Origin of the sequence: Halomonas kalidii (assembly GCF_030010475.1) — a bacterium.
Classification (GTDB): Bacteria; Pseudomonadota; Gammaproteobacteria; order Pseudomonadales; family Halomonadaceae; genus Halomonas; species Halomonas heilongjiangensis.
In genome coordinates this window covers 43,164-62,228 of sequence record NZ_JASCQN010000027.1, presented here as the reverse complement: position 1 = coordinate 62,228, position 19,065 = coordinate 43,164, and the positions used below count along the sequence as shown (strand labels likewise).

Genomic DNA, 19,065 nt, shown 5'->3' with positions numbered 1-19,065 from the left:
AAGAGGAACCCTATGAGCGCTTTCGAAGGCAAGATCATCAAGGTCCACCCCGACGACAATGTCGCCATCGTGGTCGAAGCGGGGGGGCTCGCCGAGGGCCAGGCGCTGGGCGAGGGCCTGGTCGCGACCGGCCGGATCCCCCAGGGCCATAAGCTGGCCCTCACCGACATCGCCGTCGATGAGCCCATCGTTCGTTACGGCGAGGTCATCGGCAACGCCGTGGTGGCGATCGCCCGGGGCGAGCACGTCGACGAAGCCAGGGTGCGGCTGCCCCGGGCGCCAGCCCTGGGCGACCTGCCGCTCGCCACGCGGCCGGCCCCGGATGCCGAACCGCTCGAGGGCTACACCTTCGAGGGCTTCCGCAACCCGGACGGCAGCGTGGGCACCAGGAACGTGCTGGGCATCACCACCAGCGTGCAGTGCGTGGCCGGTACGGTGGATTACGTGGTGGGGCGTATCAAGCGTGAGCTGCTACCCCGCTATCCCAACGTCGACGATGTGGTGGGGCTCAACCACTCCTATGGGTGCGGGGTTGCCATCAATGCACCTGCGGCCATCGTGCCGATCCGCACGCTGAAGAACATCGCCCTGAACCCCAACTTCGGCAACGAGGTAATGGTCATCGGCCTGGGATGCGAGAAACTGCAGCCTTCCACCCTGCTCGACGACCGGCCCGTCAGGATCTACGAGAACACCGAGGCGGCGGATCCCGACGCCAACGTGCTGAGTCTGCAGGACGAGTCCTTCCAGGGCTTCGGCGAGATGGTCGAGGGCATCATGGCCATGGCCGAGCGCCACCTCGAGCGCCTGAATCGTCGCCGCCGCGAGACCTGCCCGGCGTCCGACCTGGTGGTAGGCATGCAGTGCGGCGGCAGCGACGCCTTCTCGGGGGTCACCGCGAACCCCGCCGTGGGCTTCGCCACCGACCTGATCGTGCGCGCCGGTGGCAGCGTGATGTTCTCCGAGGTCACCGAGGTGCGCGATGCCATCCATCTGCTGATGCCCCGCGCCATCGATGAGGAAGTGGGAAGAGCGCTTATCGAACAGATGGCGTGGTACGACGACTATCTCTCCCAGGGGCAGGCCGATCGCAGCGCCAACCCTTCCCCCGGCAACAAGAAAGGGGGACTTTCCAACGTTGTCGAGAAGGCGCTGGGGTCGGTCATCAAGTCCGGCAACTCGCCTATCGTAGACGTCATCGGCCCCGGCGAACGGCTGCGCCGCAAGGGGCTGACCTTCGCCGCCACGCCGGCCAGCGATTTCATCTGCGGCACCCTGCAACTGGCGGCCGGCATGAACCTTCAGGTGTTCACCACCGGCCGCGGTACACCTTATGGCCTAGCGATGGTGCCGGTGCTCAAGGTCTCCACCAACTCGCAGCTGGGGCGACGCTGGCACGACATCATCGACCTGGATGCGGGGCGTATCGCCACCGGCGACGCCAGCATCGAGGAGGTGGGCTGGGAGCTGTTTCACCTGATCCTCGACGTGGCGAGCGGTCGCCAGCAGGCCGCGGCCGACCGGCTGGGCATCCACAACGACCTGGTGCTGTTCAATCCGGCTCCCGTGACCTGAGCCCGGCAGGAAGACATCCCGCCTGGGCCGATAATTCAAGAGGCAAGAATCTTATGTTTCCGAAGATCAAGAAGATGCGTGTCGTGCCGGTGGCCGGCTATGACGGCTTCCTGTTGAACCTCAGCGGCGGGCACGCGCCCTGGTTCATCCGCTGTGTGGTCATCCTCGAGGACAATGCCGGTAACCAGGGGGTCGGGGAGATCCCCTCCAGTGCCGGCATCCTCAAGGGGCTGGAGCAGTGCCGCGAGCTGGTGGAAGGTTCACGGATCAACGATATCAAGCAGACGCTGAACCGGGTCCGCCTGATGCTGGCCCAGAACGGGCGCGAGGAGCGTGGTCGCCAGACCTTCGACCTGCGCGTGGCGGTGCACGTGATCACCGGCCTCGAGTCGGCCCTTTACGACCTCTATGGCCAGGCGCTGGGCATGCCGGTGGCCGACCTGCTGGGCCAGTACGGCCGCCAGCGCGACGAGGTCGAGGCCTTGGGCTACCTGTTCCTGCTCGGCGACCCGGCCAAGACGGATCTTCCCTATCCCAAGGCGACCGACCCCCAGGATGCCTGGGACGAGGTGCGCTGCCGCGAGGCGTTGACCCCGGAGGCGGTGGCCAACCTGGCCAAGGCGGCCTATGAGCGCTACGGCTTCAAGGACTTCAAGCTCAAGGGCGGTGTGCTGCGCGGCGAGGAAGAGGCCGACTGCATCCGGGCATTGTACGAGGCCTTCCCCGAGGCGCGCCTGACCCTCGACCCCAACGGCGCCTGGAAGCTCGACGAGGCGGTGCGGGTGCTGACGCCGATCCGCGACCTGCTGAGCTACGCCGAGGATCCCTGCGGCCAGGAGGAGAGCTATTCGGGCCGCGAGACCATGGCCGAGTTCAAGAAGCGCACCGGCCTGCCCACCGCGACCAACATGATCGCCACCGACTTCAAGCAGCTGCAGTACGCCGTGCAGCTCAACGCCGTGGATATCCCGCTGGCGGACTGCCACTTCTGGACCATGCAGGGCGCCGTGGCGGTGGGCGAGCTGTGCAACGAGTGGGGCATGACCTGGGGCTCCCACAGCAACAACCACTTCGATATCTCGCTGGCGATGATGACCCATGTGGCGGCGGCCTGCCCGGGCGAGATCACCGCCATCGACACCCACTGGATCTGGCAGGACGGCCAGCGCATCACCCGGAACCCGTTCCCGATCCGCGATGGCAAGCTCACGGTGCCCAAGGCGCCGGGCCTGGGCGTCGAGCTGGACGAGGAGAAGCTGATGGCGGCCCATCGCCTCTACCGGAGCCTCGACGTGACCCAGCGCAACGACGCCATGGCCATGCAGTACCTGATCCCGGGCTGGGAGTTCGATCCCAATCGGCCGGCGCTGGTGCGTTGAGGGCGACCCGGCTGTTAGACTAAAAGTCATACTTTTGGTCGGGGGGATTATTCATGGCAGAGGGTAGGGAAATGCCAGCAGGAATCGCGCGGTTGGATTTGCACAAGGTGGCGAAACAGGGAAGTCTCTCCGTCCACGTCGCCGATCAACTCGAGGCGTTGATCCTTCAGGGAAAGGTCAAGGTGGGTGAGAAGCTTCCCACCGAAAGTCAGCTGTGCGAATCCTTCGGGGTCAGCCGCACGGTGATCCGCGAGGCGATCACTCACCTCAAGTCGCTGGGGCTGGTGGAGACGCGCCGCGGAGTGGGCACCACCGTCCTGCGCTCGACGGCCGTCGAGGCACGGCCGGCGGAGCGCATCAACCCGACCACGGTGGAGGATATCCTGCATGTCCTCGAGCTGCGCCTGGCCCTGGAACCGGCGGCGGCGGAACTGGCCGCCCTGCGGCACGATGACGAGGATCGCCGCCTCATCGAGGCTACGCATGCCGCCTTCATCGAGGCCCAGGCGGAGAAGTCCCAGGCCAGGGTGGAGGACTTCGAGTTCCACCATGCCATCGCCCGGGCTACCCATAACCCCTTCTTCGAGCAGTTCTACGAGCAGCTGAGCCCTAGCGGCATCCCCCGCGCCAAGCTGCTCAGCATCGATATCAACCCGGCCGCCGCGGAGCGTTATCTCGCGCGGGTCCAGGAGGAACACGCCTATATCCTCGAGGCGATCCTGTCCCGCGACGGCGAGGCGGCCAAGGAGACTATGTTCCAGCACCTCAACCGGGCACGGAACATGTACGCGCAGTATCAGGAAAACTGAACCCCGCAAACCAAGGGAGACAGCATGACCCTACAAGGCACTTCCCTGATCGGCCAAAGCGCCGTCACCGGCGACCAGGCCGTCATCCGCGCCATCGACCCATCCAGCGGCGAGGCCCTGGCCCCCGAGTATCCGGGCCTGGACCGCGAGGCGGTCGCCCAGGCCTGCGAGCTCGCCGAGACCGCTTACGCCACGTATCGCGAGAGCTCGCTGGCGGACCGCGCGGCTTTCCTCGAAACCATCGCCGCCGAGATCGAGGCCCTGGGCGATGACCTGATCACCCGTGCCATGGCCGAGACCGGCCTGCCCCGGGCGCGCCTGGAGGGCGAGCGCGGCCGCACCTGCGGCCAATTGCGCCTGTTCGCCGCGGTGGTGCGCGCCGGCGAGTGGCTCGACGTGCGCCTCGACCCCGCGTTGCCCGAGCGTCAGCCGCTGCCGCGGGTCGACCTGCGCCAGCGCCACGTGGCCCTGGGGCCCGTCGCCGTGTTCGGCGCCTCGAACTTCCCGCTGGCCTTCAGCGTGGCCGGCGGCGACACCGCCTCGGCGCTGGCCGCCGGCTGCCCGGTGGTGGTCAAGGCCCACTCCGCCCACCCCGGCACCTCCGAGCTGGTGGGCCGCGCCGTGCAGGCCGCGGTGGCCAAGTGCGGCCTGGCCGAGGGCGTCTTCTCGGTGCTGTTCGGCGCCGGCCGCGAGGTGGGCCAGGCGCTGGTCGCCGACCCGCGCATCCAGGCGGTGGGCTTCACCGGCTCGCGCGGCGGCGGCCTGGCGCTCCAGCAGACGGCCCAGGCCCGTCCCCAGCCGATCCCGGTCTACGCCGAGATGAGCTCCATCAATCCGGTATTTCTGCTGCCGGAAGCCTTGGCAACGCGGGGTGCCGACATTGCCGAGGCCTTCGTCGCCTCGCTCAATATGGGCGCCGGGCAGTTCTGCACCAACCCGGGCCTGGTGATCGGCGTCAAGGGCGTGGCGCTCGACGCCTTCGTTCAGGCCGCCGGCGAGGCGGTCCAGGCCAGCGCCGCCCAGACCATGCTCACCCCGGGCATCCACGCCGCCTACCAGGACGGCGTGGGCCAGCTGGCCGGCGAGGCCCGCGAGATCGCCCGCGGTCAGGTAGGCGAGGGGCCCCACCAGTGCCAGGCCGCGCTGTTCGCCGCCCGCGGCGCCGACTTCCTGCACAGCGAGGCGCTGCAGGCCGAGGTATTCGGTGCCGCCGCGTTGGTCATCGAGTGCGACGACCTCGATCAGGTCAAGGCCGTGGCCGAGCATCTGGAGGGCCAGCTGACCGCCACCCTGCAGCTGGATGACGGTGACCTCGAGGCCGCGCGTACCCTGCTGCCGGTGCTCGAGCGCAAGGCCGGCCGGGTGCTGGCCAACGGCTGGCCCACCGGGGTTGAGGTGTGCCACGCCATGGTCCACGGCGGGCCCTTCCCGGCGACCTCGGACGCCCGCACCACCTCGGTGGGCAGCGCCGCCATCCAGCGCTTCCTGCGCCCGGTGTGCTACCAGAACCTGCCGGCCGGGCTCCTGCCCTCGGCGCTCCAGGACGGCAACCCGCTGAATGTCTCCCGGCTGGTGGACGGCCAGCGTGAGTGAATCCCGACGCGAGCGAGTGATGGGAGTTTTTGGCGGCCTGCGGGCCGCCTTTTTTGTGGATGCGTCAGGCATGGTGCGCAGCGCGTGACTGGCGCTGTTCCCGAAGATGGTGCCTCGGGATGACTTGGGGGTTGAAGCGTGGTAGAGGGCGCCACATCCGACGAGTGATCCAGGAGCTGATCCCAGTCCTGCGGGGCTGGGGCAGCGGATCGAGGTCGGCCCCGCTAGCTGGCGGTAACGCTGATGCTGCGATCTGTGCAGCAGGAATAGGGTTACCGCCAGGAAAGTGAGCGGGTCTCTAGCAAAATCCTCGCCATTGAGGCTTTCGTTTTATCGACCATGGTCTCTGTTGTCATACATCGTATCAATGTCTAGCTTGTATGATGTATGGCAAACCTCTGGAAACAATATCAATAACAGAAGAGGCTCGAATGAAGTTTTCCAAAGATGAAGTGAAACAAGCCTTGGGTGATGGACTGCTCTCATTCCCCATTACCGATTTCAACGAGCAGGGCCGTTTCGACGCCGAGCGCTATCGCCGGCGGCTGGAGTGGTTCGTCGGCCATGAGATCTCCGCCGTCTTCGTGGCCGGCGGTACCGGCGAGTTCTTCAGCCTGACACTCGACGAGTACCGCGAGATCGTGCGCGTCGCCGTGGAGACGGTGGATGGCAGGCTGTCGGTGATCGCCAGCGCCGGCTTGAGCGTCGAGGGCGGCAAGGCCTTCGCTCGTGCCGCGGAGGAGGCGGGCGCCGACGGCATCCTGCTGATGCCGCCCTACCTCACCGAGTGCCCCCAGGAGGGGCTGGTCGAGTATGCACGGCAGATCTGCGACTCGACCGCGCTCGGCGTCATCTACTACAACCGCGCCAACGGCATCCTCGATGCCGGGTCGGTCCAGGCGCTGGCGGACCAGTGCCCGAACCTGATCGGCCTGAAGGATGGCAAGGGCGACATCCAGGCGCTCAACAAGATCATCAAGACGGTCGGCGACCGCCTGGTCTATGTCGGTGGCGTGCCCACCGCAGAGATCTTCGCCGAGGCCTACCTCTCCATCGGGGTCAACACCTACTCCTCGGCGGTGTTCAACTTCGTGCCCGACATGGCCGTCAAGTTCTACCAGGAACTGCGCAAGGGCAACAGCGAGGTCGTGCAGCAGATCACCCGCGACTTCTTCATTCCCTTCGTGGACCTCAGGGATCGGAAGGCGGGCTATGCCGTCAGCCTGATCAAGGCGGGGGCCGAGATCATCGGCCGTCCGGCGGGCAGCGTTCGCGCGCCCCTGACCATGCCCACTTCCGAGGAGCGCCAGCGGCTCGAAACGCTGGTGGGTATCGCCAAGCAACAATGAGTCAGCCTCACCAAGCCGAAAAGGAAACTATCATGAAAACAACAATGTTCCTGAAGAAGACGGCCTGCGCCGTGACCGTATCCGCTGCGCTGGTCGTCATGTCGCTGCCCGCCCAGGCAAACAACTGGCGGGGCTGGAACATCCATCCTCCCGGCTATCCCAATACCGTGGCACTGGAGGCCTTTGCCGAGGGGGTTGCCAACAGGACCGAAGGGCGTTTGAAGCCGCAGGTCTACAACAATGCCGTGCTGGGGGATCAGCCCGATGCCATCGAGCAGACGCGAAACGGGGCCCTCGATTTCGCCAACTTCAACATGGGCCCCATGGGCCCGATCGTCAACGAGACCAATGTGCTCTCCCTGCCGTTCATCTTCAGCAGTATCGAGCACATGCATGACGTCATGGACGGTGAGATCGGTCAGCGGTTTGCCGATGCGCTGGCCGAGAAGGACCTGATCGCCCTCTCCTGGTTCGACTCCGGCGCTCGCAGCCTCTACAACACCAAGCGCCCTATTCAAACGCCCGAAGACGTCCAGGGGTTGAAGGTCCGGGTCATGAACAACGACCTTTACGTCGAAATGATCGAGGCCCTGGGCGGCAATGCCACGCCGATGGCCTACGGGGAGGTCTACCAGTCGCTCCGCACGGGGGTCCTCGATGGGGCCGAGAACAACTATCCCTCCTTCGAGTCCAGCAATCATTACGAGGCTGCCGAGTACTACTCCCTGACCGAGCATCTCATCATTCCGGAGTGTCTCTGCATCGCCAGGGCCAGCTGGGAAGCGCTATCTCCCGAGGATCAGGAGATCGTGCGTGAAGAGGCGATCCAGGCATCGCAGATGCAGCGCGACCTCTGGGTGGAAGGCTCCCGGAAGAGCCGTGAGATCGTGCTGGAAGCCGGCGTGGAGATCAATGAGGTCGAGGACAAGGCCGCCTTCCAGGAGTTGATGGCCCCGGTCTATGCCGGGTTCGTCGAACGCAATCCCGACCTGGAAGAGCTCGTCGACGCTATCCGTAACTCGAACTGACCGCCGAGGTCGGACACCCTCCGGTTGACTCGGGTCACCGGAGGGCAAGGAGGAGTGCGCCGTGAGAGCTCAAGTGGATTCATCCGAGGCTAGCGTGATCTCGCCCCGACTGCACAGGATGCTGAGTCGATTGCTGGATGGCATCGCCAGTCTCTGTCTGCTGGTCGCCGGAGTCCTGCTCGTCTTCCTGATCGCCAGTTTCGGGTGGCTGGTATTCGGTCGCTATGTATTGAACGACACCCCCACCTGGGTCGAGCAGTCCTCGCTGTTGATCGTGGTCTACATCACCTGCCTGGGGGCGGCGGCCGGCGTGAGGGGGAATGCCCATCTCAGCATCGACTTCATCCGCGAGAGTCTGCCCGGGCCCTTGAAGACGACGGCGCGCTACGTGGCCGATCTCTTCGTGCTCATCTTCGGTGGCTTCATGGCCCATGAGGGCTGGGGGCTGGTGATGTCGAACCTGCAGCGCGCCATTCCCATGATCGGATTGACGGAAAGCTGGCGCGCCGTACCGCTCGTGATCTGTGGTGTCCTGATCGCACTGTTCGCCTTCGCCAACCTCCTGGCGAGGATCCTGGATCTCCATCATCAAGAGGATGCCTGAGCATGGGCCTCGTCATTCTATTCGGGCTATTCTTCCTCGGCCTGCTGGCCGGGGCGCCGGTGGCCTTCGCCGTCGGCCTGGCCGCGGTAGTCACCTTTCTCTACGAGGGCCTGCCGCTGTTCGTCGCCTTTCAGCGAATGCTGTCCGGGATCTCGGTGTTCTCGCTGCTGGCCATTCCCTTCTTCATCTTCGCCGGCGAACTGATGCTGCATGGCGGGATCTCCACCCGCCTGGTGCGCCTGGCCTCGGCGGCGGTGGGCAGGCTGCGAGGCGGCCTGGGCATCGTCAATGTCACCTCCTCGATGCTCTTCGGTGGCATCTCCGGTTCGGCGGTCGCCGATACCTCGGCGCTCGGTTCCATCCTGGTGCCGGTCATGAAGGAGAAGGGCTACGATGCCGACTATGCGGTGAATGTCACCGTGACGTCTTCCGTGGCGGGCGTGGTCATCCCGCCCAGCCACAACATGATCCTCTATGCGGTCGCCGCCGGAGGCGGAATCTCGGTGACCCAGCTGTTCATGGCAGGGATCGTGCCGGGCATCCTGATGTGCCTGACGCTGGCCGTGGCGGCCTACGTGGTGGCAGTGCGCCGCGGCTATCAGGGCGAGCCCTTCCCGGGTTGGGGCGTGCTGGTGATCAGCCTGGCCGCCGCGCTGCCCGGCCTGTTCACGGCGGTGATCATCGTCGGCGGCGTGCTGTCCGGGATCCTCACCGTCACCGAGTCCGGGGCCTTCGGGGCCATCTATGCCATCGTCGTCACGGCCCTGGTCTATCGTGAGCTGCGCTGGGCGTCCTTCAAGGCGGCCGTGCTCCAGTCGGTGAAGACGACGGCGATGGTGATGATCCTGGTGGGCTGCGCCTCGTCCTTCTCGTATCTGCTGGCGCTCTACAACGTGCCGGCGATGCTCACGGAGATGCTCCTGGCGCTGTCCGACAACCCCATCGTCATCTTCCTGCTACTCAACCTGCTGCTGCTGGGGCTCGGCATGATCATGGACATGGCCGCGCTCATCCTGATCTGCACGCCCATCTTCCTGCCGGTGGCCATGCAGTTCGGCATGGACCCGGTCCACTTCGGCATCATCATGATGATGAACCTGGGGCTGGGACTCTGTACGCCGCCCGTGGGCGCCTGCCTGTTCGTCGGCTGCGTGGTGGGAAAGATCAAGATCGAACAGGCAGTGCGCACCATCTGGCCCTTCTATCTCGCCCTCTTCGTGGCGCTGATGCTGGTGACCTACGTGCCCGCGGTGTCGATGACGCTACCCAACCTCTTCCGATAATGACGGCTGCCAACAGGACCGAGATGCGATGAAGATTGCTGAGGTACACACCCACATCCTCGACCACCCCCTGGATACCGCCTTCGAGAGTGCCTCGATGCACTTCTCTCGGCGCCAGCACTGCCTGGTGGAGATCGTGTGCGACGACGGCACCACCGGCTGGGGCGAATGCCTGGGCCCCGCCAGGCCCAATGCCGCCGTCGCCGCGGCCTATGCGACCGCACTGGTGGGGCGGGATCCCCTGGAGACCGAGAAGCTCTGGCTGGCGCTCTACAACCGCCTGCGCGACCAGGGCCAGCGCGGCCTGACCGTGACCGCCCTGAGCGGCATCGACATCGCCCTGTGGGACATCAAGGGCAAGCGCTTCGGCGTGCCGATCTCGACCCTGCTGGGCGGTCGCTTCCGGGAGAATGTGCGGGCCTATGCCACCGGCTCCTTCAGGCGGGAAGGCGTCGATCGGGTCGAGGATATCGCCCGCGAGGTGGCGGGCTATCGCGACGAGGGCTTCCATGCGGTCAAGATCAAGATCGGCTTCGATGTCGAGGAGGACATGCGCGTCATCGAGGCAGTACGCGACGCCATCGGCCCCGACCTCAGGTTGATGATCGATGCCAACCACGGCTACGACTATCTGGAGGCGGTGGAGGTGGGCAGGAGGGCTGCCCGCTACGGCGTCGACTGGTTCGAGGAGCCGGTGCTGCCCGAGCATGTCTCGGCCTATCGCGCGGTGCGCGCCGACCAGCCCATCCCGGTGGCCGGCGGCGAGACCTGGCACGGGCGTTATGCCATGCAGGAGCCGCTGGCGACCCGGGCGGTGGACATCCTTCAGCCCGACATCTGTGGCGTCGGGGGCTTCACCGAGATCCGCCGGGTGGCCGACATGGCGGCCCTGCACGGCGTGCGCCTCGTGCCGCATGTGTGGGGCACGGCCGTCTGCATCGCCGCCAGCCTGCAGTTCATGGCGGCGCTGCCGCCCAACCCGCCGCGGCGTGACCCGATCGAACCGATCCTCGAATTCGATCGCACCGAGAACCCCTTCCGCCAGGCGGTGGTGCGCACGCCGATCGAGCATGTCGGTGGCGTCGTGGCGATTCCCGACGGGCCGGGGCTCGGCATCGAGATCGACCGAGAGGCCCTGCAACGCTATGCGCTCGAGGAGGCGTGACGCCGTGACAGCGATACCTGCCAATACCCGGCCGCTGGACGGCCCGGCACCACGGCTCCAGACACCGCCGGGGGCCACCGATTGCCATATCCATCTCTATCTGCCGGGGTTTGTCGCCCAGCCCGGCGGGCCGGCGATCGCCGAGCTGGCCACGGTGGAGGATTACCGCCGTGTGCAGGCGCGCCTGGGGCTGGAGCGCGTCGTGGTGACCCAGCCGAATGCCTACCAGCGGGATAACCGGGCGCTGCTCGAATCCCTGGCGAAACTGGGTACCAAGACGACGCGGGGGGTAGCGGCCGTGGCGGCCGATACCCCCGTCGAGCGTCTGCGTGAGTGGCATGACAAGGGGGTGCGCGGGGCACGCATCATGAATCTGCCGAAGGGCGCCGTGACGCATCGGGAGATGCCCGAGGTGGAACGTCTGATTCGCCCCTTCGGCTGGCACCTGATGGTGCAGTTCAACGGTCGGCATCTCGACGACTACCTCGAGGGGCTGCGCCGGGTCGAGACCGACTACATCATCGATCATGTCGGCAAGTTCATGCCGCCGGTGTCGGCAGACGACCGCCGTGTCGATGCGATCCTGCGACTGCTGGATCGCGGCAATGCCTGGTTCAAGCTCTGCGCGGCCTATGAGGCCAGCGTGACCGGCGGGCCGGCCTGGGGCGATGTAGGGGCCATCGCCCGGCGCGTCATCGCCCATGCCCCCGACCGGATCCTCTGGGGCAGCAACTGGCCCCATGTCGGGGTACCCCGCGAGCAGTATCCCGACGATGCCGAACAACTCGACGTGCTGCTCGACTGGGCGAGCCCCGAGACGCAGCGACGGATTCTGGTGGACAACCCGGCAACCCTGTACGGGTTCCCGACGGCATCATGACCGTATCGAGGTCATTCCATGGCCCATGCAAGGCAAGCAGCGAGGAGAGCATCGTATGTTGAATCGAATCCTGGTGACGGGCGCCGCCGGCGGACTGGGCAGTGCCATTCGTCCGCACCTGCAGCGCCTGGCTCACAAGGTGAGGCTGTCGGACCTGGCCGACCTGGGCGAGGCCGCGACCCACGAGGAACTGGTCGGCTGTGACCTGGCCGATGCCGAGGCCGTGCAGGCCCTGGTGGCCGATTGCGAGGGTATCGTCCATCTCGGGGGTGTCTCCGTCGAGAGGCCCTGGCATCTCATCCTCCAGTCAAACATCATCGGTACCTATAACCTCTACGAGGCGGCGCGGCGCCATGGCAAGCCGCGGATCGTCTTCGCCAGCTCCAACCACGCCATCGGCTACTACCCGCGCACCGCCAGGCTCGATGCCGGGGTGCCCCATCGTCCCGACTCGCTCTACGGCGTCTCGAAATGCTTCGGCGAGGATCTGGCCAGCCTGTATCACGACAAGTTCGGGGTCGAGACGCTCAGCGTGCGCATCGGCTCCTGCTTTCCCAAGCCCGCCGATACCCGGATGATGGCCACCTGGCTGAGCGTCGATGACTTCGTCAGCCTGCTCAGGCGTGCCTTCGTGACGCCCAGGCTGGGTCATACCCTGGTGTACGGGGCATCGGACAACAGCGAGAAGTGGTGGGACAACCACCAGGCCGCCTTCCTGGGGTGGATGCCCGGGGATAGCTCAGAGGCCTGGCGAGAGGAGATCGAGAGTCAGGATCGCGAGCTGGATCCCGATGACCCGGCCGTCATCTACCAGGGGGGAAAGTTCGTCACCCGGGGACATCCGGACGATGGGTAGGACCGGCCGCATTGCGGTCCACCCGGACGTTTCGAGATACACAAGGTAGCCCTCGGTGGGCAGCGCCGCCATCCAGCGCTTCCTGCGCCCGGTGTGCTACCAGAACCTGCTCGCGGGCCTGCTGCCAGAGGCGCTTCAGGACGACAATCCCTTCAACGTCACGCGCCTGGTGGATGGCAAGCGCGAGTGATCCCCGGAATTCGCAACCAGTTGTAACCTTTGGCGGCCTGCGGGCCGCCTTGTTCATGGTGATGTCGGATCGAGCGGAACTGTGCCACCATGGCGCCGTCCCATCAGCGCACCAGCCACAGGCCGACGACGAGGGCGGCGATCACGGCAGTGAAGAACAGGCGGTTGCGAAGGCGGGTGTCGCGGGGCTTGGTCACGGTCTCTCCAGGCGATGCTTCGTGGGGGTGAAACACGTGTTTGCTGTCTGCGCTATCCTGTCGTTTCGATGGTAAACCCGTTAGTCTGCTACCGCTAGTCAGGACACGCCCCATGCCCATGCACTCCCCCGATCGCGACACCCTGGTCTTCGCCCATGCCAACGGCTTTCCGGGCCTCTGCTATCGCAGCTTCCTGGCGCCGCTGGCCGAGCGCTTCGACCTGCACCCGCTGGATCGCCTCGGCCATCATCCGGACTTCCCGGTCGGCCACAACTGGCTGGCGCTGCGTGACGAGTTGCTCGAGCACCTGGCTACCCTCGAGGGGCCGGTGATCGGGGTGGGGCACTCCATGGGCGGCGTGCTGATGGCGATGGCCGCCGAAACGGCCCCCGAGCGCTTTCGCTGTGTGGTGATGCTCGACCCGCCGCTGATGCTCGGCTTCGACGCCTGGGCAATGAAGGCGGCCAAGCGCTTCGGTTTCGTCGACTGGGTCACCCCGGCCGGCAAGACGCTGGGGCGTCGCGCGGTGTGGCCCGATCGCGAGTCGATGGGCAAGAACCTGCGCCGCCGCGGGCTGTTCCGCCGCTTCACCGAGCAGGCGCTGCGCGACTATATCGAGGGCGGAACCCGGCTGCTGGACGATGGCCGGGCGGCACTGGTCTATGACCCGGAGATCGAGGTGGAGATCTTCCGCCACCTGCCCGACCACCTGGACAGCCTGCCGCGGCGGCTGTCGGTGCCGGTGGGCCTGCTGGCCGGCGCCGACTCCGACCTGATCACGCCACGCCGTCGTCGGCGCCTGGTTCGCCGCGGCGTGCCGGTGTCCCTGGTACCGGGGACCCACATGTTTCCCATGGAGTATCCCGACGAGACCCGCCAGGCGCTGCTGGCCACCCTCCACACCCTGCTGGACGACTGACCATGCACGATGTCCGATCCCTGCGCCTCGCCGGGGGGCGGCTGGCCGCCCTGAGCTGGGGCGATGACGGCGCCCCGACCTGGCTGGCACTGCACGGCTGGCTCGACAATGCGGCGAGCTTCTCGCGGCTGGCGCCATGCCTGGTCGAGCGGCTCGGCATTCGCATCGTGGCCATCGACTTCTCCGGGCACGGCCTATCGCACCACCTGCCGGGGAATGGCGACTACGCCCTCTGGGACTACTGCCATGACCTGCTCGATGCCTGTGACGACCTGGGGCTCGAGCAGGCGACCCTGCTGGCCCACTCGATGGGCGCCGGTGTCTCCTGCCTGACCGCGGCGGCCCTGCCGGAGCGCGTTCGGCGCCTGGTGCTGCTCGACGGGCTCGGTGCGGTGACCACCGACGCCGCCGAGGCACCGCGGCAGCTGCGCAAGGGACTGCTGGGACATCGCCGCCCCGTCTCACCGGCGCCGCGCTATCCTGATATCAGGACGGCGGTGGCGGCCCGGGTGGCCGGCGGGGCCACCCCCATCGACGCCGAGACGGCCGAGCCGCTGGTGGCGCGCAATCTCGAGCCCTCGGCGGATGGCTGCCTGCAGTTGCGCACCGATGGTCGGCTGTTGCGTCCCTCGCCGGTGAGGCTCAGCCCCGCTCAGGCGCTCGCCATGCTGGACGCCATCGAGTGTCCGGTGCTGCTGGTGGAGGGCGAGGCCGGGATCCTCGGCAGTCGCGAGCTGGCGTCGAAGGCGCGAGCCGCGGTGTCGTTGCTCGAACGCCGGGTGCTGCCGGGCGGCCACCACCTGCACCTGGAGCCGGCGGCCGCGGAGGGCGTGGCCCGGGCCATCGTCGACTGGTACAGGGTGAGACGGGATGACCCGCAGGGAGGGTAGTCCGATGAGTGGGCGGCGAGTGGAGCAGCGGGACGAGGGCAAGCGGGTGGCGCTGGTGCTGGGGAGCGGCGGTGCGCGTGGCTATGCCCATATCGGCGTCATCGAAGTGCTCGAGGCCCGTGGCTACGAGATCGTGGCGATCTCCGGCTGTTCCATGGGCGCCCTGGTGGGGGGCATCTACGCGGCGGGGAAGCTGCCGGCCTACCGCGACTGGGTATGCCGGCTCGATTATTTCGACGTCCTCCGGCTGGTCGACGTCACCTGGAGCCCCATGGGCGCCATGCGCGCCAGCAAGGTCATGAGCAAGCTCGAGTCGCTTATCGGCGCCACCCGCATCGAGGATCTGCCGATCCCGCTGACCACCGTGGCTACCGATCTGGTGCGCCAGCGCGAGGTCTGGTTCCAGAGTGGGCCGCTGCTGGAGGCGATTCGCGCCTCCATCGCCGTGCCGGGGGTGATCACGCCGGTGCATCGTGGCGCCCAGGTGCTGGTGGACGGCGGCCTGCTCAATCCATTGCCGATCATTCCCCTCGTCTCGGCCCATGCCGACCTGGTGCTGGCGGTGAACACCACCGCCCATAGCCCGCGGCCGGTGACGCTGGACGAGTTGCTGGCAGACGATGAACGGCTCGACGACGAGCCGCCTGGTGACCCCCAGCGCGAGCCCGCGAGCCAGCAGTTCAGCGGCTGGATGGACGACGTGCGCGAGGTCACCCGCCGGCTGCTCGACGGGCTGAGCCCCGGCAGCGGGGCCGAGGAAGAGGACGACCAGGCCGTCGGCCGCCGCGCCTGGGGCCGGTTGGACATGATCCTGGCCTCGTTCGATATCACCCAGGCGGCGCTGGCCAAGTACAAGGTGGCCGGCTATCCCCCCGATGTGCTGATCGAGGTGCCCAAGACGGTATGCGGCGCCTATGAGTTCCATCGCGCCGAGGCGCTGATCCGCCTGGGGCAGCGGCTGGCCATGGAGGCGATCGATAGCTACGAGGGCCGCAGGCACCGAGCCTGGGGCAGTAGCCAGGCACAGGTGGTGGAGTCGCCGAAATTGCCCGTCGAGCAGGAGCCGGATGGCTCGTGAGGGCATGGGGCTCAGCCGTCCCGGCCGCGTCGTCGCAGCAGCACGTAGACCGCCCCGGTGCCACCGTCGCTCTCGGTGGCCGAGCAGAAGGCGAGCACGGCGGGCCACTCCCTGAGCCAGGCGTTGACGTGGCTCTTGATCACCGGGTAGTCGCTGGTGGTGCCCCAGGCCTTGCCGTGCACCACCAGCACGCAGCGCCGACCCTCGGCGGCGGCGTCGCGCAGGAAGGCTTCCAGTTCGCGGCGCGCCTCCTCCAGGGTGTAGCCGTGCAGGTCGAGTCCGATTTCCCAGGCGATCCGGCCCCGCTTGAGCTGGCTGCGGGTGCGCCAGGGCAGGTCGGGCAGGGCGAAGTCGAGCGGCTCCGAGGGACTCACCGGCTCCACCCGGCCGTCGGACGTCCGGCCCGTGGCGTGCTCATCGCTCGCGGCGCTGGCCGCGGCACGGCGCGCGGCGGAGGAAGCATCGGAGTGGCGGCGACGGCCCGGATCGGCGCGATTGGTCTCGATCGGCCGCACGCCGGCTTCGCGCAGGGCCTGGCGAAAGGCGTCGATGTCGTCGTCGTCCGGATGGTGGCGGTGTCGACTCATGGGGCACTCGGACTGGATCAGGGAGCGCCAGTATAACGAGTCGAGCGTGGCTGTGAACCGCCCGGCCGGGTACAATCGGGCCCTCTTGCCGTCCGCAACCGTCAACCACAGGATGCCACGTGGCCGCTTTCAACGACGCCTCCACCTCCACGCTCCAGCTTGCCGACAGCGAGCTTCGCGATGGCTTCGTCACCCTGCGTGACTGCCTGCGCTGGGCCGCCAGCGAGTTCCATCTGGCGGGGCTCTTCTATGGGCATGGCACCGATTCCGCCTGGGACGAGGCGGTGACGCTGACCCTGGGTGCCCTGCACCTGCCCTGGAACATCGATCCCGGGGTGCTCGATGCCCGGCTGCTGCCCATGGAGCGTGCGCGCATCGTGGCGCTGGTGCGTGCCCGCGTCGAGACGCGTCGCCCGCTGCCCTATCTGCTCGGCGAGGCCTTCTTCGCCGGCTTTCCGTTCAGCGTCGACGAGCGGGTGTTGATCCCGCGGTCGCCCATCGCCGAACTGATCGAGCACGGCTTCGCCGCCTGGTTCCCGGCAGAGCCACCGGCGCGGGTGCTCGACCTCTGCACCGGGTCGGGCTGCATCGGCGTCGCCACGGCGTTGCACCTGCCTGCCTGCGAGGTCGACCTGGCCGACATCAGTCCCGAAGCGCTGGAGGTGGCGAGGATCAATATCACCCGCCACGACGTCGGCGCGCGGGTGAGGGCGGTCGAGTCCGACCTCTTCGACGGCCTCGTCGGCCGGCGCTACGACCTGATCGTCTCGAACCCGCCCTATGTGGACGCCCGCGACCTGGTCACCATGCCCGCCGAGTACCGTCATGAACCGACGCTGGCCCTCGGGGCGGGCAAGGACGGGTTGGACATCGTGCGGCGTATCCTGCGCCAGGCCCGGGAGCATCTCGCCGACGACGGCGTGCTGATCGTCGAGGTGGGCAACTCCGATCGCCACCTGGAGGCCGCCTTCCCCGAGGTGCCCTTCCTGTGGCTGGAATTCGAGCGTGGTGGCCAGGGCGTGTTCGCCCTGACCGCCGCGGAACTCGACGCCCATGGGGCGTCCTTCGCCTGATCGACCGTCCCCGATCTTCTGATACCAGGAGGAGCTCCCATGTCCGGCAATACCTTCGGCAAGCTGTTCACCCTCACCACCTTCGGCGAGAGCCACGGCCCGGCGCTGGGGGCCATCGTCGACGGCTGCCCGCCGGGGCTGCCGCTCACCGCAGAGGACCTGCAGCGTGACCTGGATCGCCGCCGGCCGGGCACCTCGCGTCATACCACCCAGCGCCGTGAGCCCGACCAGGTACGGATCCTCTCCGGCGTCTTCGAGGGAGTGACCACCGGCACCCCCATCGGCCTGGTGATCGAGAACACCGACCAGCGCTCCAAGGACTACTCGAAGATCAAGGACCAGTTCCGTCCGGCCCACGCCGACTACAGCTATCATCACAAGTACGGCATCCGCGACTACCGCGGGGGGGGCCGCTCCAGCGCCCGGGAGACCGCCATGCGGGTGGCGGCCGGTGCCATCGCCAAGAAGTACCTGGCGACCCTTGGCATCGAGGTGCGCGGCTACATGAGCCAGCTCGGCCCCATCGCCATCGACTTCAGGGACTGGGCGGCGGTCGACGACAATCCCTTCTTCTGCCCCGACCCGGAGCGGGTGCCCGAGCTCGAGGCCTACATGGACCGGCTGCGCCGCGACCAGGACTCGGTGGGGGCAAGGATCACCGTGGTGGCCGAGGGCGTGCCGCCGGGGCTCGGCGAGCCGGTCTTCGATCGCCTGGACGCCGAGCTGGCCCATGGGCTGATGAGCATCAACGCGGTCAAGGGCGTGGAGATCGGTGACGGCTTCGCCGCGGTGACCCAGCGCGGCAGCGAGCACCGTGACGAGATGACTCCCGAGGGTTTTCTCTCCAACCACGCCGGCGGCGTGCTGGGGGGCATCTCCAGCGGCCAGGCGATCGTCGCCCACCTGGCGCTCAAGCCCACCTCGAGCATCACCACCCCGGGGCGCAGCATCGACGTCCACGGCAATGCCGTCGAGGTGGTCACCCGGGGGCGCCATGACCCCTGCGTAGGGATTCGTGCGACGCCCATCGCCGAGGCGATGATGGCGCTGACCCTGATGGACCACCTGCTGCGTCACCGCGGCCAGAACGCCGAGGTCCGTGTCGAGACGCCGCGGCTGCGTTGAGCCGCGGCCCCGGTGATGGCTGCTACACTGGAATCACGACGACCAAGAGTGCTGCCATGAAGATCAATGTCGAGTTCGACCTGACCCCCGAGGAGTTCCGCCAGGCGCTGGGCCTGCCGGATGTCGAGGGCTTCCAGAAGGACCTGCTGAGCCGCATCCAGAAGCAGATGGAATCCGGGGTGGAGGGCTACGACCCCATGAGCCTGATGCAACCGTTCCTCCAGCAGCCGGGGCTGCCGCAGGGGCTCTCCCAGGGGCTCTCCCAGGGGCTGGCGAGCTTCGGCACCTACCAGCAGATGATGCTCGACATGCTGCGCCAGGCCGGCACCGGATCGGCCCAGCAGAGTGGAAAGGAGGAGCAGGGCGACGGCGAGGCCGGCGCGGCGAAGCCGGCTGCTTCCCGGGGCGGGCGCAAGACCACGGCCAGCGCTCGCTCTCGCACCCAGCGGGACGGCTGATCGTCTGCCGGATTCGCCGAGGATCGTA

19 protein-coding genes are annotated in these 19,065 nt (G+C 67.3%); 18 read left to right on the top strand and 1 reads right to left on the bottom strand.

Annotation, left to right across the window (positions count from 1 at the left end):
• The first annotated feature begins 12 nt into the window (after nt 1-12).
• The 15 genes from garD to QLQ85_RS06545 all read left to right on the top strand — a co-directional run bounded on the left by garD (nt 13) and on the right by QLQ85_RS06545 (nt 15,794).
• Nucleotides 13-1,575 carry a galactarate dehydratase gene (gene garD, locus QLQ85_RS06615; RefSeq protein WP_282738259.1) on the top strand — a complete coding sequence of 521 codons (1,563 nt, stop codon included), beginning with the start codon at nt 13-15 and terminating at the stop codon, nt 1,573-1,575.
• A gap of 53 nt (nt 1,576-1,628) precedes the next feature.
• Complete coding sequence (locus QLQ85_RS06610) at nt 1,629-2,954, top strand: enolase C-terminal domain-like protein (protein WP_282738258.1); 1,326 nt, start codon at nt 1,629-1,631, stop codon at nt 2,952-2,954.
• Between the two features lie 83 nt (nt 2,955-3,037).
• Complete coding sequence (locus QLQ85_RS06605) at nt 3,038-3,763, top strand: FadR/GntR family transcriptional regulator (RefSeq protein ID WP_407650359.1); 726 nt, start codon at nt 3,038-3,040, stop codon at nt 3,761-3,763.
• Between the two features lie 24 nt (nt 3,764-3,787).
• Nucleotides 3,788-5,356 (top strand): aldehyde dehydrogenase (NADP(+)), encoded by a 1,569-nt coding sequence (locus QLQ85_RS06600; protein ID WP_282738256.1) that lies wholly within the window; start codon nt 3,788-3,790, stop codon nt 5,354-5,356.
• A gap of 431 nt (nt 5,357-5,787) precedes the next feature.
• Nucleotides 5,788-6,705 (top strand): 5-dehydro-4-deoxyglucarate dehydratase, encoded by a 918-nt coding sequence (gene kdgD, locus QLQ85_RS06595; RefSeq protein WP_282738255.1) that lies wholly within the window; start codon nt 5,788-5,790, stop codon nt 6,703-6,705.
• Nucleotides 6,706-6,737: 32 nt separating this feature from the next.
• Nucleotides 6,738-7,733: a TRAP transporter substrate-binding protein gene (locus QLQ85_RS06590; RefSeq protein ID WP_282738254.1), complete on the top strand. Its 996-nt coding sequence runs from the start codon at nt 6,738-6,740 to the stop codon at nt 7,731-7,733.
• A gap of 61 nt (nt 7,734-7,794) precedes the next feature.
• Nucleotides 7,795-8,337, top strand: coding sequence for a TRAP transporter small permease (locus tag QLQ85_RS06585; protein WP_282738253.1), 543 nt, complete (start codon nt 7,795-7,797; stop codon nt 8,335-8,337).
• 2 nt (nt 8,338-8,339) lie between these two features.
• A complete protein-coding gene (locus tag QLQ85_RS06580) occupies nt 8,340-9,620 on the top strand; it encodes a TRAP transporter large permease (RefSeq protein ID WP_282738252.1) in 1,281 nt (426 codons plus the stop codon).
• A gap of 28 nt (nt 9,621-9,648) precedes the next feature.
• Nucleotides 9,649-10,785: a mandelate racemase/muconate lactonizing enzyme family protein gene (locus QLQ85_RS06575; protein WP_282738251.1), complete on the top strand. Its 1,137-nt coding sequence runs from the start codon at nt 9,649-9,651 to the stop codon at nt 10,783-10,785.
• A 4-nt stretch (nt 10,786-10,789) separates the two neighbouring features.
• Nucleotides 10,790-11,665, top strand: a complete 876-nt coding sequence (locus QLQ85_RS06570; protein ID WP_282738250.1) for an amidohydrolase family protein — start codon at nt 10,790-10,792, stop codon at nt 11,663-11,665.
• Nucleotides 11,666-11,720: 55 nt separating this feature from the next.
• The gene (locus QLQ85_RS06565; protein ID WP_282738249.1) at nt 11,721-12,521 is read left to right on the top strand and encodes an NAD-dependent epimerase/dehydratase family protein; all 801 of its coding nucleotides are present in this window, start codon (nt 11,721-11,723) and stop codon (nt 12,519-12,521) included.
• A 55-nt stretch (nt 12,522-12,576) separates the two neighbouring features.
• Nucleotides 12,577-12,711: a hypothetical protein gene (locus QLQ85_RS06560; protein ID WP_282738248.1), complete on the top strand. Its 135-nt coding sequence runs from the start codon at nt 12,577-12,579 to the stop codon at nt 12,709-12,711.
• Nucleotides 12,712-13,019: 308 nt separating this feature from the next.
• Entirely contained in the window at nt 13,020-13,826 is an 807-nt protein-coding gene (locus QLQ85_RS06555) for an alpha/beta fold hydrolase (RefSeq protein WP_282738247.1), read from the top strand.
• Between the two features lie 2 nt (nt 13,827-13,828).
• Nucleotides 13,829-14,716 carry an alpha/beta fold hydrolase gene (locus QLQ85_RS06550; RefSeq protein WP_282738246.1) on the top strand — a complete coding sequence of 296 codons (888 nt, stop codon included), beginning with the start codon at nt 13,829-13,831 and terminating at the stop codon, nt 14,714-14,716.
• 4 nt (nt 14,717-14,720) lie between these two features.
• Nucleotides 14,721-15,794, top strand: a complete 1,074-nt coding sequence (locus QLQ85_RS06545; RefSeq protein ID WP_282738245.1) for a patatin-like phospholipase family protein — start codon at nt 14,721-14,723, stop codon at nt 15,792-15,794.
• 11 nt (nt 15,795-15,805) lie between these two features.
• Here QLQ85_RS06545 and QLQ85_RS06540 read toward each other — a convergent pair whose 3' ends face one another.
• Nucleotides 15,806-16,381 carry a Smr/MutS family protein gene (locus QLQ85_RS06540; protein ID WP_282738244.1) on the bottom strand — a complete coding sequence of 192 codons (576 nt, stop codon included), beginning with the start codon at nt 16,379-16,381 and terminating at the stop codon, nt 15,806-15,808.
• Between the two features lie 119 nt (nt 16,382-16,500).
• Between QLQ85_RS06540 and prmB the strand changes: the two genes are divergently transcribed.
• From prmB to QLQ85_RS06525, 3 genes are read left to right on the top strand one after another with little or no spacing between them, the layout of a single operon-like run.
• Nucleotides 16,501-17,454: a 50S ribosomal protein L3 N(5)-glutamine methyltransferase gene (gene prmB / locus QLQ85_RS06535; protein ID WP_282738243.1), complete on the top strand. Its 954-nt coding sequence runs from the start codon at nt 16,501-16,503 to the stop codon at nt 17,452-17,454.
• A 39-nt stretch (nt 17,455-17,493) separates the two neighbouring features.
• Entirely contained in the window at nt 17,494-18,579 is a 1,086-nt protein-coding gene (aroC, locus tag QLQ85_RS06530; protein ID WP_282738242.1) for a chorismate synthase, read from the top strand.
• A 56-nt stretch (nt 18,580-18,635) separates the two neighbouring features.
• Nucleotides 18,636-19,037, top strand: a complete 402-nt coding sequence (locus tag QLQ85_RS06525) for a DUF6489 family protein (RefSeq protein WP_282738241.1) — start codon at nt 18,636-18,638, stop codon at nt 19,035-19,037.
• Nucleotides 19,038-19,065: the final 28 nt, after the last annotated feature.